This is a genomic window from Delftia sp. PX-1, from assembly GCF_055797465.1.
In genome coordinates, this window is record NZ_CP184763.1 from 5,538,843 (window position 1) to 5,555,190 (window position 16,348).

The window sequence follows — 16,348 nt, forward strand, 5'->3', positions numbered from 1 at the left end:
GGATCGAAGAATCGCGGATTATAGCCCGGCGGCGTTTTTTGCCAAAAACCCCTCGTCCTTGGCATTGAGCAGGCCCTGGGCGCGTGCCTGCTCTATCAGCTCGGGCCGGTGCCTGGCCGTGATGGACAGGCGCTGGTCGCGGCGCCAGCGCTCGATCTGCGCGTGGTGCCCAGACAACAGCGGCGCCGGCACTTCGCGCCCTTCCCAGACTTCGGGGCGCGTGTAGTGCGGGCAATCGAGCAGACCATCGAGCGCGGGATTGAAGCTGTCCTGCTGGAAGCTGCCCTCGTCGTTGAGCACGCCGGGCTGCAACCGGGCCACGGCATCGAGCAAGGCCATGGCAGCAATCTCGCCGCCGGAGAGCACGAAATCGCCCAGGCTCAGCTGGTGCGTGACATGGGCATCGATGAAGCGCTGGTCCAACCCCTCGTAGCGGCCGCACAGCAAGATGGCACCCTGCCCCTGCGCCCAGTCGGCGACCACGCAGTGGCGCAGCGTCGTGCCTATCGGCGAAAACAGCACCACCGGCACCGGCTCGGTCTCGCCCGCGTCGCGGCGCGCCTGCTGCGCCGCCTCCAGGCAGCGCTGCAGCGGCTCGGCCATCATCACCATGCCCGGCCCGCCGCCAAAGGGCCGGTCGTCCACGCGCCGGTAGTTGCCCTGGGCATGGTCGCGCGGATTCCACAGGTGCACGCCGACCTGGCCCGAGGCATAGGCCCGGCGCGTCACGCCGCTTTCGAGAAACGGCGTGAACAGCTCGGGAAACAGCGTGAGGATGTCGAAGCGCATGGATGTCGGCGATCAGTAGTCGGGCTGCCAGTCGGCAACGATGGTCTTGCCCGGCAGATCCACCTTGTCCACATAGGCATCGACAAAGGGAATCATGCGCTCGCGCTCCTTGCCATCCTCTTCATAGGCCAGCACCAGCACGGTCTGCGGGCCGGTGGACAGCAGGTCTCGGACGATGCCCAGGGCCACGCCTTCGCGGTTGACCACGGACAGGCCCAGCAGGTCGACCCAGTAATACTCGCCATCCTCGGGCTGCGGAAAATCGCTGCGCGCCACGAAGATGCGCGCACCGCGCAGGGCCTCGGCAGCGTTGCGGTCGTTCACGGCGGGCGAGGTGGCGACGACGGAGTCGGAGTGCACGCGCGCCTGCTTGACCGGCAGCAGCACGGTTCCGGTGAACTGCCGGGCGCCTTTTTCGGCGGGCTGCAGATACCACTGCTTGGCCGTGAACAGGGCCTCGGGGTCGGAACTGAAGGCCGCCACCTTGAACCAGCCCTTGATGCCCCAGGCATCGGCGATGCGCCCGACCTCCACGGCATCGGCAGGCAGGACGCTGGCTTCGAGTTCAGGCATGTGGCTCATGGCAGTCGGTAGGCAGTAGGTGGACGGTCAATGCAGATCGGTGCAAGGCGATCCGGAGGGGGAAAACAAAAACGGGCCCCGTCAGACAAGCCAACGGAACCCGATTTCAGAAGGGGTGCTGGATTAAGCAGCAGTCTTCTGGGTGGCCTGCTTGATCAGGCGCTCTGCGGTCTCGGAAGCCTGCGCGCCAACGCCCTTCCAGTAGTTCACGCGGTCCAGAGCAACGCGCAGACCCTCTTCGCCACCACGGGCGTTGGGGTTGTAGAAGCCCAGACGTTCGATGAACGAACCATCGCGGCGAACGCGCTTGTCAGCAGCAACGATGTTGTAGAACGGACGGGCCTTGGAACCGCCGCGAGAGAGTCGAATGACGACCATGATTTTCCTTCGGGTGGCGCAGCCACCACGTAATTAACACACAATAAATGGCTGCACAGAGTTTTGCGGCGTTTGAGACACGCGACATGGCCACCCGGCCAGCGACACGCCGTAAAACCAGCGATTATATCGAACTTCTTTTCTCATGCCTACCATCCGCCCAAGCCAGGACAGCGATCTCGCTGCCATCACCGCCATCTACCGCCACCACGTGCTGCATGGCACAGGAACGTTCGAGACCGATCCCCCTTCCGAAGCCGACATGGCCACGCGCCGCGCGGATGTGCTGGCCAAGGGCCTGCCCTATCTGGTCGCCGTGGACGCACAGGGCCAGGTGCTGGGCTTTGCCTACGCCAACTGGTTCAAGCCGCGCCCGGCCTATCGTTTTTCTGCCGAGGATTCCATCTATGTGCATGACGCGGCACGCGGCCAGGGCGTGGGCCGCCTGTTGATCGATGCGCTGTCGCACGACTGCGAGGCGGCCGGCGTGCGCAAGCTGCTGGCGGTGATCGGCGACTCGGCCAATGCCGGCTCCATCGGAGTGCACCGCGCTGCAGGCTTCACCCCTGCGGGCACGCTGCGCTCCATGGGATGGAAGTTCGGCCGCTGGCTGGACATCGTGCTCATGGAGAAGACCCTGGGAGACGGCGACCGCAGTTCGCCCGAATAATGGGCGCATGAACCGACCCAGCACGCCCCTGCCCCAGACCACCGGCGCCGACCGGGCTCCCCGCCCCAGGAACAAGACACTGGCCGCCTGGCTGGCCTTTGTGGGCGGGCCGCTGGGGCTGCATCGCTTTTACCTGCATGGGCTCGGCGACTGGCTGGGCTGGCTGCTGCCCGTGCCCACGGCGCTGGGCGTGTACGGCATCGAACGCGTGCAGCAACTGGGACAGGACGACCAGCTCAGCTGGCTGCTGATTCCGCTGCTGGGCTTCACCATCGCCGGCTGTGCGCTGCGCGCCATCCTCTACGGGCTGACCGACACCGAAGCCTGGAACCGGCGCCACAACCCCGGCATTGACGTGCAGGCGCAGGCCGGACGCACGGGCTGGTCAACCATCTTTGCCATTGCGCTGTCGCTGATGCTGGGCGCCGCCGTGCTCATGGCCAGCATTGCCTACAGCTTCCAGCACTACTTCGAGCACCAGGTGGAGGAGGCGCGCAAGATTTCGCAGTGAGGCGCAGCCAACGCCTCCCCCGAAAAAAGAAAGACCGCCATGGGCGGTCTTTCTTTTTGGCAGCAGCAGCCCCGGCTCAATACAGCTGCAGGCTGATCCAGTAGGCAATCGATGCCACGAAGGCGCTGGCAGGGATCGTCAGCACCCAGGCCCAGACGATGTTGCCTGCCACGCCCCAGCGCACGGCGCTGGCGCGCTGGGTGGAGCCCACGCCGACGATGGCGCCGGTGATGGTGTGCGTGGTCGAGACCGGCACGCCCAGGAAGGTTGCAAAGAACAGCGTCAGTGCACCACCGCTTTCGGCGCAGAAGCCGCCCACGGGCTTGAGCTTGGTGATCTTCTGGCCCATGGTCTTGACGATGCGCCAGCCGCCGAACATGGTTCCCAGGCCGATGGCCAGGTAGCAGCTGACGATGGTCCACAGCGGGGGCTCGGCGTCGCCGGCATTGGCATAGCCGGTGGCGATCAGCAGCAGCCAGATGATGCCGATGGTCTTTTGCGCGTCATTGCCGCCGTGGCCCAGGCTATAGGCACCGGCGGAGACCAGCTGCAGCCTGCGGAACCAGCGGTCCACCCTGTTGGGCGCGGCGCGCCGGCAGACCCAGGCCACCAGCACCATCATCAGCGAGCCCAGCAGGTAGCCCAGCAGCGGCGAGACGAAGATGAAGGCCACGGTCTTCCCGATGCCGCTGGCAATCAGCGCGCCTGCGCCGGCCTTGGCCATCACCGCGCCCACGATGCCGCCGATCAGCGCATGCGAGGAACTGCTGGGGATGCCGTAGTGCCAGGTGATCACGTTCCAGGCAATGGCACCGACCAGGGCACCGAAGACCACATGCGTGTCGACGATGCCGGGCTGCACGATCCCCTTGCCCACGGTGGCTGCCACGCTCAGGTGAAAGACAAAGACCGCCACCACGTTGAAGAAGGCCGCGAAGGCCACGGCCTGCGTGGGCTTGAGCACGCCCGTGGAGACCACGGTGGCGATCGAGTTGGCAGCATCGTGGAAGCCGTTCATGAAGTCGAACAGCAGGGCCAGCACCACCAGCAGGATCACGACCCACAGGGCCGCTTGTACGGATTCCATAGAGAAACGACTCCGCGAGGGCTCAGGAATTCTCGAGGACGATGCCCTCGATCAGGTTGGCCACGTCCTCGCAGCGGTCGGTCACCGTCTCCAGCAGCTCGTAGATGGCCTTGAGCTTGATGACTTCGCGCACATCGGGCTCTTCGCGGAACAGCTTGCTCATGGCCGAGCGCATCACGCGGTCGGCGTCCGATTCGAGGCGGTCGATTTCCTCGCAGGTCTTCATCGCCGCGTCCACCACCGAGGGATCGGAGATGCGCGACAGCAGCTTGACCGCATCGCGCAGCCGCTCGCAGCAGCGCACGCACAGGTCCGTCAGGCGCGTGATCTCTTCCGTCATGTGGCGCACGTCGTACAGCGCCATGGTCTCGGCCGAGTCCTGGATCAGGTCGGCCACGTCGTCCATGGTGTTGATCAGCGAGTGGATGTGCTCGCGGTCCAGCGGCGTGATGAAAGTCTTGTGCAGCGCCTTGGTGACGTCGTGCGTCACGCGGTCTGCGGCACGCTCGGCGTTGTTCACGTCCTCGTTGTACTTCTCGCGAAGATGAGGATCGTTGTAGTTGGCGACAAGCTGCGAGAAGGCATGCGCGGCTTCGACGATGCGATCGGCATGCTGGTTGAACATCTCGAAAAAATTGCCTTCGCGCGGCAATAACTTGCCAAAAAGCATGAATGCTCCTTACCGGGAAACAGGGGGAACCAGGCGACTCACTGCGTCACATTGCGGATGCTTGGCATGGCTTCCCGGCTTGAACGGGGCGAAGTGTACTCTTGAGTCCCAGGCGCGTTTTTGCGCGCCGGCGCGCCGCCCTGTCAGCCGCTGCGAAAAATAAAGTACACCGCGCCCACCATGCATAGCCCGGCCCAGAGGAAGTCCCATTTGAGCGGCTGGTTCAGGTAGAGCACGGCAAAGGGCGCGAACACCGCCAGCGTGATCACCTCCTGGATGATCTTGAGCTGCGCCACGCTGAACTGCGTGTGGCCTATGCGGTTGGCGGGCACCTGCAGCAGGTACTCGAACAGCGCGATGCCCCAGCTGACAAGGGCTGCCACGTACCAGGGCGACGAGGCGTGGTTCTTCAGGTGGCCATACCAGGCGAAGGTCATGAAGACATTGCTCATGGCCAGCAGGACCACGGTCTGCAGCCCGACGGGGATGTGTTGGAGCCAGTTCATGTGATGTGCAGCCCGACGCGGGGAAACCCAAATTATCGCGTCCGGCACTGGGCAGGGCGGATTTTCGATTTCTTTCCAAAAATTGCCTTTTTGCGCGAATTTCCTCGAATAACCCATTCCATCGCACAAATACGCAAAGTCTCGCATCGATCGACGCTTGATGAATCTTCATCAAATCGTCATATTTTTGCCATATCCCGTCAGTGGCACGGGGCATTCCATCCATCCCCGCGCTCACGGCAGCCGTGGCGCTCACTCGCCCAGATAGGCAGCCCGCACGCGCGGGTCGCTGAGCAGGGTCTGGCCGGGCCCCGTCATGGTGATCAGGCCGGACTCCATCACATAGCCGCGATCGGCCAGCGCCAGCGCACGGCTGGCATTTTGCTCGACCAGCACAAGGGTCACGCCCAGGCCGTGCACGTCGCTCACGACCTCGAAGATCTTGTCCACCATGATGGGCGACAGGCCCATGGAGGGCTCGTCCAGCAGCAGCACCTTGGGCTGGCTCATCAGCGCGCGCGCCATGGCCAGCATCTGCTGCTCGCCACCCGACATGGTGCCGGCCAGCTGGTCGCGGCGCTCCTTCAGCCGCGGGAAGATGCCGAACATGCGCTCGATGTCGGCGGCAATGCCGGCCTTGTCGTTGCGCGTGTAGGCGCCCATGAGCAGGTTCTCGGTGATGGTCATGCGCGCAAACACGCCGCGCCCTTCGGGCACCATGACCAGGCCCTGGGCCACCAGATCCCAGGCGCCCACGCCCCGGATGCTGCGGCCCAGGTAGTGCACGTCGCCGTCCGCCATCTGCAGGCTGCGCGTGACGGCCTTCATGGTGGTGGTCTTGCCGGCACCGTTGGAGCCGATCAGCGAGACCAGCTCGCCCTGGCGCACCTCGAAGTCCACGCCCTTGACGGCCTGAATGCCGCCATAGGCCACCTTCAGGCCCTCGACCTTCAGCAGCACCGGAGGGGACACGCCCTTGTCTTGCTCTTGCTCGCCCATGGTTCAGTGTCCTCCCGTGCCCAGATAGGCTTCGATCACCTTGTCGTTCTTCTGCACCTCGGCCGGCGTGCCTTCGGCAATGGGCTTGCCATAGTCGAGCACGGTGACGCGGTCGCACAGGCCCATGACCAGCTTCACGTCGTGCTCGATCAGCAAGATGGTGCGCTGGTCGCGGCGGATGCGGTCGATCAGCTCGCGCAGCTGCACTTTCTCGGTGGCATTCATGCCGGCGGCAGGCTCGTCCAGCGCGATCAGCTGCGGGTCGGTGGCCAGCGCCCGCGCGATTTCCAGGCGCCGCTGGTCGCCGTAGCTCAGCGTGCGGGCCTTGAAGTCCGCGTACTTGGAGATGCCCACGTAGTCCAGCAATTCACGGGCGCGCGCGCGGATGGCGGCCTCCTCGGCCTTGAAGCCGCGCGTGCGCAGCACCGCGCCGATCAGGCCCGAGTGCGTGCGCACATGGCGCCCGACCATCACGTTCTCCAGCGCCGTCATCTCGGCAAACAGCCGGATGTTCTGGAAGGTGCGCGCAATGCCGGCCTTGGCCACCTTGTGCACGGCCGTGGGCTCGTAGGCCTTGCCGGCCAGCTCGAAACTGCCGCTGTCGGGCGTGTACAGGCCCGTGATCACGTTGAAGAAGGTGGTCTTGCCCGCGCCATTGGGTCCGATCAGTCCGTAGACCTGGCCCCGCCCAATGGTCATGCCCACATCGGACAGCGCCTGCAGCCCGCCGAAGCGTTTGGAAATGCCCGAAACCCTGAGCACCGGAGCGCTGGAGCTGTTGTCTGCCGTATTCGCCATCTGCGGTTTCTCCATGCTCAGGACTGGTGCGGCAGGTTCTTGCCATGCTCGGGCGACGGCCACAGGCCGCGCGGACGCATCAGCATGATGACGATCATGGCCAGCGCGATCAGCAGCTGGCGCAGGATGGAGGCATCGAGCCGCCCATCGGTCATCTGCTGCAGGGGACCGGCCACATAGCGCAGCACCTCGGGCAACGCCGACAGCAGCACCGCGCCCAGGATCACGCCGGGCAGATGGCCCAGGCCGCCGAGCACCACCATTGCCACGATCATGATGGACTCCATGAGGCTGAACGACTCGGGCGAGACGAAGCCCTGGAAGGCCGCGAACATGGCGCCCGAGACACCGCCAAAAGAGGCGCCCATGCCGAAGGCCAGCAGCTTCATGTTGCGCGTGTTGATGCCCATGGCCTTGGCGGCGATCTCATCCTCGCGGATGGCCATCCAGGCGCGGCCTATGCGCGAGTCCTGCAGGCGCCAGCAGATCACGATGCTGACCAGCACCAGGAAGAGGAACAGGTAGTAGTACAGCGTGACCGAGCTGATGTCGTAGCCGAAGATCTCCTGGCGCTTGGCCAGGTCCAGCCCCAGGATCTTGACCGAGTCGATCTGGCCTATGCCTTTGGGGCCATTGGTGATGTTGACCGGCTGGTCCAGGTTGTTCATGAAGATGCGGATGATCTCGCCGAAGCCCAGCGTGACGATGGCCAGGTAGTCCCCGCGCAGCTTGAGCACCGGAATGCCCAGCAAAATCCCCGTGATGGCCGCCAGCAGCGCCGCCAGCGGTATCACCAGCCAGATGGAGGTATGCAGCCCGTCCGGGAACATGGCGGCAAAGCCCTCGAAGGTCTCCGCCAGATGCGGCGAGGCCATCAGCGCGAACATGTAGGCGCCCACGGCGTAGAACGCCACATAGCCCAGGTCCAGCAGGCCCGCGTAGCCCACCACCACGTTCAGGCCCAGTGCCAGCAGCACATAGAGCAGCGCCAGGTCGGCGATGCGCACCCAGGCATTGCCGAAATACTGCAGCACCAGCGGCAGCGCCAGCAGCGCCAGGCCACCCAGGATCCATTGCACGGTCTTCTTGCTGTTCATGCGTCTCTCCTCAGGCGCGGTCGGCCACTCGCTCACCCAGCAGGCCCGAGGGGCGCAGCGTCAGGATGATGATGAGCACGATGAAGGCGAAGATGTCGGTGTAGTGGCTGCCCAGCACGCCGCCCGTGAGATCACCGATGTAGCCCGAGCCAATGGACTCGATCAGCCCCAGCAGCATGGCGCCGACCACGGCGCCCGCCAGGTTGCCGATGCCGCCGAACACGGCCGCCGTGAAGGCCTTGAGCCCCGGCAGAAAGCCCATGGTGTGGTGGGCCGTACCGTAGTTGGAGGCGTACATGATGCCCGCGATGGCCGCCAGCACGGCGCCGATGATGAAGGTGGCAGAGATCACCATGTCAGGCTTGACGCCCATCAAGGCCGCCACGCGCGGATTCTCGGCCGTGGCCCGCATGGCGCGCCCGAGCTTGGTGTAGTTGACCAGGTAGGTCAGCGCAGCCAGCGCAATCGCCGTGACCACCAGCACCAGGATCTGGGTGGGCGTGATCACCGCCGTGCCGATCTCGAAGGGCGTGCTCGGCAGCAGCGTGGGATAGGCCTTGTAGTTGGGCTTCCAGATGATCATGGCCAGCGTCTGCAGCAGCAGCGAGACGCCGATGGCCGTGATCAAGGGCGCCAGGCGCGGGCTGCTGCGCAGGCGCCGGTAGGCCACTTTCTCGATCACGAAATTCAGTGCGGCGGCCACCACGCAGGCGATCACCGTCGCCAGCAGCAGGATCAGCCAGCCCGGTGCGCCCGGCATGGCCTCCTGCATCAGGCCTATGCAGCTCCAGCTGGTCAGCGCCCCGACCATGAGCACCTCGCCATGGGCGAAGTTGATGAGCTGGATGATGCCGTACACCATGGTGTAGCCCAGGGCGATCAGGGCATACATGCTGCCCAGGACCAATCCGTTGATGACCTGCTGAAGCAGTATGTCCATATGCGCTCTCCCCTTTTGCTCAGGATGGAGACATTCAGCGTGCCTCGCATCCAAACGAACGGAGCCAGCAATGCCATGGTGGTGGAAGCTCTCCTGCCGCATCCCGGCTTGTGATCAGGAAGCCGCAGGGGATGGGCGATTCTAGGCACCCCCCGGTGGCCTGCAACGCCTTGTTGCAGCGGGGTTTCCCGAGGCTTTACAAGCCACGCGCTCTTATGTAGCACTGCAGCAATTTGCCGCAGCCAGCATGAACTCCTACCATCAACGGCAGTGCCGCCAGCAAGCGGCGGCCACGGAGAACCCCGATGAAATACCACGGCAGCTGCCACTGCGGCGGCATCGCTTTCGATGTGGAAGGCGAACTCACCCAGGTCATGGCCTGCAACTGCTCCATCTGCGCGCGCAAGGGCGCCCTCATGTGGTTCGTGCCCCGCGAACAGCTGCAGCTGAGCACGCCCGAGGAGCAGATGCGCTCCTACACCTTCCACCGGCATCTGATCCAGCACCGCTTCTGCCCGACCTGCGGCATCCACCCTTTCGGCGAAGCCACCGATCCCAAGGGCCGGCACATGGCGGCCGTCAACGTGCGCTGCCTGGAAGGCGTGGATGCCGAAGCCTTGCGCATCACGCGCTACGACGGACGGTCGGCCTGAGGCTGGCTTCAGGCCCGCAGCGCCTCCTCCTCCACATCGCGCAGGCGGTCCTTGCCGAAATACATCTCGGTGCCGACAAAGAAGGTCGGCGAGCCGAAGGCGCCGCGCTCGAAGGCCTGCTGCGTATTGGCCATGAGCCTGGCCTTGACTTCGGGCGTCTGGCTCGCGGCGACCAAGGCCTGGGCATCCAGGCCTGCATCGGAAAGCTCGACACCGATGACCTGCGCATCGTCCATCTTGCAGCCCTTCTCCCACATGCTGGAGAACACCGCATCGACATAGCGCTCGAAGCAGCCCATGTCCTGCGCGGCCACGGCCCCACGCATGATCTGCAGGGTGTTCACGGGAAAGTGCGGATTCATCCGGAAACGCGTGAGGCTGTGCCTGTGCACGAAGCGCTGCAGCTCCAGCGCCTCATAGGCGCGCTTGTTGGGAATGTCGGCATTGGCCTCGGCCGGGGAGCGGTTGTTGGCCAGCTTGAACAGGCCTCCCAGCAGGACAGGCACATATTCGAAGCGGATGCCGCTGCGCGCCTCGATCCGGGGAATGACCTGGTGGCAGAGATAGGCGTTGGGGCTGCCGAAGTCGAAGAGAAATTGCACCTTGGTGTTCATGGCGTGGCCTGCGGGAGTGGGAGGAAGTGACGATGCGATAAGGCAAGGCGGCTCACCACGGCTCCATCCAGGGACGGATCTCGGTCTCGTGCGTCCAGGCGTCGCGCGGCTGCTGGTGCAGTTGCCAGTAGAGGTCGGCAATGTGCTCGGGATTGAGGATGCCGCCCTGCTCCTTGAGGGCATAGCGCTCGGGGAAATTGCTGCGGATGAATTCGGTGTCTATGGCGCCATCGATCACGGGATGGGCCACATGGATGCCCTTGGGCCAGAGTTCGCGCGCCATGCTCTGCGCCAGGGCGCGCAGGCCGTGCTTGGCACCGGCAAACGCGGCAAAGCCCTCGCGCCCGCGCAGGCTGGCCGTGGCGCCCGTGAAGATGATGGTGCCCCGGCCGCGCGGCAGCATCACCCTGGCCGCCTCCCGCCCCATCAGAAAGCCGGCGAAGCAGGCCATCTCCCAGACCTTGAAGTAGACGCGCGCCGTGGTTTCGGTGATGCCGAAGCGCACATTGGCGCCGATGTTGAAGACGGCGACCTCGATGGGTGCGATCTCGGCCTCGATCTTCTGCACCAGGGCCACCATTTCCTCTTCCTTGCGCGCGTCGCTGCCAAAGCCATGGGCTTCACCCCCTGCGGCGCGGATCTGCTCGACCAGCGGCTGGAGTTTGTCGGCATCGCGGCGGGTGACGCAGGCGGTATAGCCTTCGCGCGCAAAGCGCCGGGCAATCGCCCCGCCCGTGGCGTCACCGGCACCGATGACGAGGATGGCTTTCTTGTCGGTCATGGAATCTCCGTGGATGAAGAAGTAAGTTCATTTTTTGAACTTTATGCACGGTAGGTTTAAAATCTGAACCCGTCAAGCGGGGAACTGCCCAATGAAATGGAACGAACTGGAAGAGGAGCGCTGCTCCATCGCACGCACGGTCTCGGTCATCGGTGACCGCTGGACGCTGCTGGTGCTGCGCGACTGCTTTCTGGGAGTGCGCCGCTTCGATGAATTCCTGGGGCGCCTGGGCATTTCACGCCCTATGCTGTCGGACAGGCTGGCCAGGCTGGTCGAGGCCGGCGTGCTCAAGAAGGTGGCCTACCAAGAGGCGCCGGTGCGGCACGAGTACCGCCTCACGTCCAAGGGACTGGACCTGCATCCCGTGGTCATGGCCATCGTGCACTGGGGCGATGTGCACATGTCCGGCGAGGAAGGCCGGCCCCTGCTGCACCGGCATTCGGTGTGCGGCCACACGTTCGATCCCCTGATCGTCTGCTCGCACTGCCACGCTCCCTTGCACGCGCGGGATGTGGCGGTGGAGCCCGGCCCGGGCGCCTAGCCCTGGCTCCAGCCCCGGCCTGCTCTCACGGGATTCGGCTATGCGCCGCCGCCGCCAGCCTCTTCATCCCACTTGCGCAGCACGGCCAGCTTCTCGCCGATCTTGATCTCCAGGCCCCGTGGCACGGGCTGGTACCAGCCCGGCTCCGCAATGCCCTCGGGCAGATAGGTCTCGCCGGCCGCGTAGGCGTTGGGCTCGTCGTGCGCGTAGCGGTATTCATGGCCGTAGCCCAGCTCCTTCATGAGCTTGGTGGGCGCGTTGCGCAGGTGCACGGGCACCTCGCGGCTCCTGTCCTGCTTCACGAAGGCCCGGGCCTTGTTGTAGGCGTTGTAGCCGGCGTTGCTCTTGGGGGCCATGGCCAGGTAGATGACGGCCTGGCCCAGGGCCAGCTCGCCTTCGGGGCTGCCCAGGCGCTCGTAGGTCAGGGCCGCATCGTTGGCGATCTGCATGGCGCGCGGATCGGCCAGGCCTATGTCTTCCCAGGCCATGCGCACGATGCGCCGCGACAGGTAGCGCGCATCGGCGCCGCCGTCGAGCATGCGGGTGAGCCAGTAGAGCGCTGCATCCGGATGGGAGCCGCGCACGGACTTGTGCAGGGCCGAGATCTGGTCGTAGAAGTTGTCGCCCCCCTTGTCGAAGCGCCTGGCATTCAGGGTCAGCGCGTTCTGCACGAATTCGGCATCGATCCGGGTGACGCCTGCAGCGCCCGCCGCCGTCTGGCATTGCTCCAGCAGGTTCAGGAACCGCCGGGCGTCGCCATCGGCATAGCCGATGATGGTGTCCCGCGCCAGGTCGTCGAACTGCAGGCCGCCAAGGGCCTTTTCCTGCGCGCGCTGCAGCAGCTGCCTGAGCTCTTCGTCGGTCAGGGACTGCAGCACATAGACCTGTGCGCGCGACAGCAGGGCCGAGTTCACCTCGAAGGACGGGTTTTCCGTGGTGGCGCCGATGAAGGTCACCAGGCCGCTTTCCGCATAGGGCAGCAGCGCATCCTGCTGGGATTTGTTGAAGCGGTGGATCTCGTCCACGAACAGGATGGTGTGCCTGCCCATGGCCAGGTTCTGCTGGGCCTGCTCCATGGCCGCGCGGATGTCCTTGACCCCGGAGAACACCGCCGACAGCGCAATGAACTCGCACTTGAAGGCAGTGGCCGTGAGCCGGGCCAGCGTGGTCTTGCCCACGCCGGGTGGCCCCCAGAAGATCATGGAATGCGGCTTGCCCGACTGGAAGGCAAGGCGCAGCGGCTTGCCTTCGCCCAGCAGGTGGGACTGGCCCACGACCTCGTCCAGGGTCTTGGGCCGCAGGGCTTCGGCCAGTGGTGCGGAGGGCTCCTGGGTGAACAGATCAGCCATGGGGCAGCTCTCTCGAAGGCCGCTCCCCGCACGCGAGGTGCGGTAGCCCGTGTTGCGGATTCTTCGCCAAGGGGAACAGATGCAGTTGCAGAACCATGGCGCCATTGTCCACGCCATGGCTGGCGCAGGTGCGCCAGGCCTTGATGCCTGATGTCGGCCGTGGACTGAAACTCCTGATCTTCAGACGGGAATATGGCCATCGCCTCCAGGCATGTCACTGATACGACATGGATTGTTTGCATGCACCCCATCAAGAGCAATCACTGACATTTCACACCTGCTTCGGGCCGCAGCCCTAAAATGCTGCCCTTTGCGGAGCCGGCCGCGCGATCCACGCGCGACCTTCGGGCCTGCGTCATCGCAGCCTTCCAACCCGCGCCTCCCTCCGTTTACGGAACCGCCTGCCATGCGGCAATGCGGTGCCTTTTCATTTCTGCATCCATGCAAACACTCAAGACCAGGGACCTGATCGCCCTAGGCTTCATGACCTTTGCGCTGTTCCTCGGCGCGGGCAACATCATCTTTCCGCCCATGGTCGGCCAGGGCGCCGGCGAACACGCGGCTGCCGCGGCCACCGGCTTCCTGCTGACGGGCGTGGGCCTGCCCCTGCTCACGGTGGTCGCACTGGCGCGCGTGGGCGGCGGCATGGACGCACTGACCTCGCCCGTGGGCCGCAAGGCCGGAATGGTGCTGGGCCTGCTGATCTATCTCATCCTGGGGCCGCTGTTCGCCACGCCGCGCACGGCGACGGTGTCGTTCGAGATGGGCTTTGCGCCCTTCATGGGCCACAGCAGCACAGCCCTGTTCATCTACTCTGCCGTGTACTTCGCCCTGGTCATGGGCCTGTCCCTGTTCCCGGGCAAGCTGATCGACAACATCGGCAAGCTGATCACGCCCGTGTTGATCCTGGCGCTGGTGGTGCTGGGCGCCGCCGCCGTGCTGCTGCCGGCCGGGGAGGCCACCAGGGCCAGTGGCGACTACCTGGTGTCGCCGCTGACTGAAGGTTTCCTGGAGGGCTACCAGACCATGGACGCGCTGGGGGCGCTGGCCTTCGGCATCGTCATCGTCAACGCCATCCGTGACCGCGGCATCTCCGATACCGGCCTGCAGACGCGCTACGCCATCGTCGCGGGCGTGATCGCCGCCGTCGGACTGGGCATGGTGTATCTGTCGCTGATCCATCTGGGCGCCACCAGCCAGTCCATCGCCCCGCAGGCACAGACCGGCGTGCTCATCCTCACGCGCTATGTGGATCACACCTTCGGCCCCATCGGCAGCCTGCTGCTGGCCGTGGTGATCTCCCTGGCCTGCCTGACCACGGCCGTGGGCCTGGTCAGTGCCTGCGGCGCCTACTTCAGCCAAATGCTGCGCCTGCCCTACCGTGCAGTGGTGGTGGCCATCGGCCTGGCCTGCATTCTGGTGTCCAACCAGGGCCTGGCCCAATTGATCGCCGTATCCGGACCCGTGCTCGTGGGCATCTACCCGCTGGCCATCGCCCTGGTGGTGCTGAGCCTGCTGTCTGGCCTGTGGCGCAATGCGCAGCGGGTGTTCGCACCGGTGCTGGCCGTGGCCCTGTTGTTTGGTCTCATCGATGCAGCCAGGGCTGCCGGCTGGCAGGACTGGCTGCCCGCGTTCCTGAACAGCCTGCCGGGCAACGGCATGGGCTGGGCCCTGCCCGTGGCCGCGACCCTGGTGCTGGCCGCCCTCCACGACCGGCTGCGCCCTGCGCCCGCCGCCGCGTTCAAGCCGTCCTGAACCTTGACATGAGTTCGACCAGCTGATGGGCCTGCTTGCGCAGGCTCTCGGCGGCCGAACTGGTCTGCTCCACCAGCGCGGCGTTCTGCTGGGTGCCTTCCTCGATGCGGACGATGGCGCTGTTGACATGGCTCACGCCCGCGCTCTGTTCGCCGCTGGAATGGCTGATGGCGCCGATCATGCGCGAGACCTTGGCAATCGCCTCCTGCACCGAGGCCATGGTCGCGCCCGCACTGTCCACCTCCTGGGCGCCCAGGGCCACGCGCTGGGCGTTGGCCTGGATCAGGTCGCGGATCTCCCGCGCCGCACCCGAGCTGCGCTGGGCCAGCGTGCGCACCTCGGCGGCCACCACCGCAAAGCCCCGGCCCTGCTCGCCGGCCCGTGCGGCCTCCACGGCCGCGTTGAGCGCAAGAATGTTGGTCTGGAAGGCAATGCCGTCGATCACCTCGATGATGCTGACCACGCGTTCGGACGCATCCTGGATGCTGCGCATGGTGCCCACGACGGCCGAGATGGCATCGCCGCCGCGCGTGGCAATGTCGCTGGCGGAGGAAGCCAGCAGGTTGGCCTTCTCTGCGTGATCGGCATTGCCACGCACGGTGGAGTCGAGCTGGTCCATGGAGGATGCCGTCATCTGCAGGGCCGACGCCTGCTGCTCGGTGCGCTGGGCCAGGTCGCTGTTGCCCGCTGCGATCTGCGAGCTGGCGGATGCCACCTGCTCCGCATTGCCGCGCACTTCCACGACGATGCTGCGCAGCTGTTCCTGCATGGCGCCCAGCGCCCGCAGCAGCTGGCCCAGCTCGTCGCGGCCGCCGCTCGCTATGGCATTGGTCAGATGGCCACGGGCCACGTTCTCGGCCAGCCGGACCGCGCTGCGCAGCGGTGCCACCACGGCGCGGGTGATGAGCCAGCCAATGGCCACGCCGGCCACGGCCGCCACCAGCATCAGCGCCAGGCTCAATTCCGTGGCGCGCCTGCCGCTGCTGTACGCATCGTCGGCCACGGACTTGCTCTGGGCAGCGATGCCTGCCTTGAGTTGGGACAGCAGCTCGGCCGGCTCGCGGTCCACGCCGCGCACGGCCATGTCGCCCACGGAGGGGTCGAAGCCCGTGGCCTCGAACTTGTCCAGGCCCACGCGATAGCCCTCGGCCATCTTGCGGTGCTGTGCCACAAAGCGCTGGGCCATCTCGCGCAGGGCGGCGTCTTCCACCAGGGCCAGCAAGGCGGTGGTCTTGTCCTGCACGGCGCGCTCATCGGACAGAAAGCCCTTCCAGTGCCGCTCGCGCAGCGCGTTGTCCGAGCCGCGCAGCAGCACGTTCTTCCATTCCTGGACCTGGGTCTTGAAGTGGCCTTCCACTTCTGCGGCAAGGCGCTCTGCGGCCATGTGGCGCTGTACGTCGCCGTGAAAGACGCCAAGGGATTGATGGGCCGACCAGAGGCCGAAGAATCCGGCGGCCAGGGTGAATAGCAGCGCCATGGCAATGGCGAGCGGCAACTTGCGACTGAGGTTCATAAAGACATGCGAGAGCCGGCCAGCATGTCCTCGAAGGGACGTCGAAACAGTCGCTGGCCGCAGGCCGCTATTGTCCCGGCGATATTAGGCAAAACCATTACAAAACCTCACAAAC

The 16,348-nt window shown here is 65.5% G+C and carries 19 protein-coding genes; 5 read left to right on the forward strand and 14 right to left on the reverse strand.

Annotation, left to right across the window (positions count from 1 at the left end; genetic code table 11):
* Positions 1-18 precede the first annotated feature (18 nt).
* The 3 genes from trmD to rpsP all read right to left on the reverse strand — a co-directional run bounded on the left by trmD (position 19) and on the right by rpsP (position 1,749).
* Entirely contained in the window at positions 19-789 is a 771-nt protein-coding gene (gene trmD / locus ACN20X_RS25300) for a tRNA (guanosine(37)-N1)-methyltransferase TrmD (protein WP_016445783.1), read from the reverse strand.
* 12 nt (positions 790-801) lie between these two features.
* A complete protein-coding gene (gene rimM, locus ACN20X_RS25305; RefSeq protein WP_016445782.1) occupies positions 802-1,371 on the reverse strand; it encodes a ribosome maturation factor RimM in 570 nt (189 codons plus the stop codon).
* Between the two features lie 123 nt (positions 1,372-1,494).
* The gene (gene rpsP / locus ACN20X_RS25310) at positions 1,495-1,749 is read right to left on the reverse strand and encodes a 30S ribosomal protein S16 (protein ID WP_012207143.1); all 255 of its coding nucleotides are present in this window, start codon (positions 1,747-1,749) and stop codon (positions 1,495-1,497) included.
* Positions 1,750-1,894: 145 nt separating this feature from the next.
* Here rpsP and ACN20X_RS25315 point away from each other — a divergent pair, with 145 nt between their 5' ends.
* Positions 1,895-2,419, forward strand: coding sequence for a GNAT family N-acetyltransferase (locus ACN20X_RS25315; protein WP_016445781.1), 525 nt, complete (start codon positions 1,895-1,897; stop codon positions 2,417-2,419).
* A gap of 7 nt (positions 2,420-2,426) precedes the next feature.
* Positions 2,427-2,930, forward strand: a complete 504-nt coding sequence (locus ACN20X_RS25320; protein ID WP_016445780.1) for an NINE protein — start codon at positions 2,427-2,429, stop codon at positions 2,928-2,930.
* Positions 2,931-3,006: 76 nt separating this feature from the next.
* Here the strand turns inward: ACN20X_RS25320 and ACN20X_RS25325 are convergent, their stop codons facing one another.
* From ACN20X_RS25325 to ACN20X_RS25355, 7 genes are all read right to left on the reverse strand, one after another.
* Positions 3,007-4,017, reverse strand: a complete 1,011-nt coding sequence (locus ACN20X_RS25325; RefSeq protein WP_016445779.1) for an inorganic phosphate transporter — start codon at positions 4,015-4,017, stop codon at positions 3,007-3,009.
* A gap of 22 nt (positions 4,018-4,039) precedes the next feature.
* Positions 4,040-4,687: a DUF47 domain-containing protein gene (locus tag ACN20X_RS25330; RefSeq protein WP_016445778.1), complete on the reverse strand. Its 648-nt coding sequence runs from the start codon at positions 4,685-4,687 to the stop codon at positions 4,040-4,042.
* Between the two features lie 143 nt (positions 4,688-4,830).
* Positions 4,831-5,193, reverse strand: coding sequence for a DMT family protein (locus ACN20X_RS25335; protein WP_016445777.1), 363 nt, complete (start codon positions 5,191-5,193; stop codon positions 4,831-4,833).
* Between the two features lie 252 nt (positions 5,194-5,445).
* Positions 5,446-6,192 carry an ABC transporter ATP-binding protein gene (locus ACN20X_RS25340; protein WP_016445776.1) on the reverse strand — a complete coding sequence of 249 codons (747 nt, stop codon included), beginning with the start codon at positions 6,190-6,192 and terminating at the stop codon, positions 5,446-5,448.
* 3 nt (positions 6,193-6,195) lie between these two features.
* Positions 6,196-6,990 carry an ABC transporter ATP-binding protein gene (locus ACN20X_RS25345; RefSeq protein WP_016445775.1) on the reverse strand — a complete coding sequence of 265 codons (795 nt, stop codon included), beginning with the start codon at positions 6,988-6,990 and terminating at the stop codon, positions 6,196-6,198.
* 17 nt (positions 6,991-7,007) lie between these two features.
* A complete protein-coding gene (locus ACN20X_RS25350; RefSeq protein WP_277848896.1) occupies positions 7,008-8,087 on the reverse strand; it encodes an ABC transporter permease subunit in 1,080 nt (359 codons plus the stop codon).
* 10 nt (positions 8,088-8,097) lie between these two features.
* Complete coding sequence (locus ACN20X_RS25355; protein ID WP_016445773.1) at positions 8,098-9,027, reverse strand: branched-chain amino acid ABC transporter permease; 930 nt, start codon at positions 9,025-9,027, stop codon at positions 8,098-8,100.
* A 305-nt stretch (positions 9,028-9,332) separates the two neighbouring features.
* Between ACN20X_RS25355 and ACN20X_RS25360 the strand changes: the two genes are divergently transcribed.
* Positions 9,333-9,680, forward strand: a complete 348-nt coding sequence (locus ACN20X_RS25360; RefSeq protein WP_016445772.1) for a GFA family protein — start codon at positions 9,333-9,335, stop codon at positions 9,678-9,680.
* An 8-nt stretch (positions 9,681-9,688) separates the two neighbouring features.
* On the opposite strand, the gene ACN20X_RS25365 is transcribed toward ACN20X_RS25360, so the two are convergent.
* Both ACN20X_RS25365 and ACN20X_RS25370 read right to left on the reverse strand, forming a co-directional pair.
* Positions 9,689-10,294: a 2-hydroxychromene-2-carboxylate isomerase gene (locus tag ACN20X_RS25365; RefSeq protein ID WP_016451108.1), complete on the reverse strand. Its 606-nt coding sequence runs from the start codon at positions 10,292-10,294 to the stop codon at positions 9,689-9,691.
* 52 nt (positions 10,295-10,346) lie between these two features.
* The gene (locus tag ACN20X_RS25370) at positions 10,347-11,075 is read right to left on the reverse strand and encodes an SDR family oxidoreductase (protein ID WP_016451107.1); all 729 of its coding nucleotides are present in this window, start codon (positions 11,073-11,075) and stop codon (positions 10,347-10,349) included.
* A 91-nt stretch (positions 11,076-11,166) separates the two neighbouring features.
* On the opposite strand from ACN20X_RS25370, the gene ACN20X_RS25375 reads away from it, so the two are divergent.
* The gene (locus ACN20X_RS25375; protein WP_016451106.1) at positions 11,167-11,616 is read left to right on the forward strand and encodes a winged helix-turn-helix transcriptional regulator; all 450 of its coding nucleotides are present in this window, start codon (positions 11,167-11,169) and stop codon (positions 11,614-11,616) included.
* A gap of 38 nt (positions 11,617-11,654) precedes the next feature.
* Here the strand turns inward: ACN20X_RS25375 and ACN20X_RS25380 are convergent, their stop codons facing one another.
* Complete coding sequence (locus ACN20X_RS25380; RefSeq protein WP_016445768.1) at positions 11,655-12,965, reverse strand: replication-associated recombination protein A; 1,311 nt, start codon at positions 12,963-12,965, stop codon at positions 11,655-11,657.
* A 441-nt stretch (positions 12,966-13,406) separates the two neighbouring features.
* Here ACN20X_RS25380 and brnQ point away from each other — a divergent pair, with 441 nt between their 5' ends.
* Positions 13,407-14,720, forward strand: coding sequence for a branched-chain amino acid transport system II carrier protein (brnQ, locus tag ACN20X_RS25385; protein ID WP_016451105.1), 1,314 nt, complete (start codon positions 13,407-13,409; stop codon positions 14,718-14,720).
* Here brnQ and ACN20X_RS25390 read toward each other — a convergent pair.
* Positions 14,707-16,233, reverse strand: coding sequence for a methyl-accepting chemotaxis protein (locus tag ACN20X_RS25390; RefSeq protein ID WP_016445766.1), 1,527 nt, complete (start codon positions 16,231-16,233; stop codon positions 14,707-14,709). The genes brnQ and ACN20X_RS25390 overlap by 14 nt on opposite strands.
* Positions 16,234-16,348: the final 115 nt, after the last annotated feature.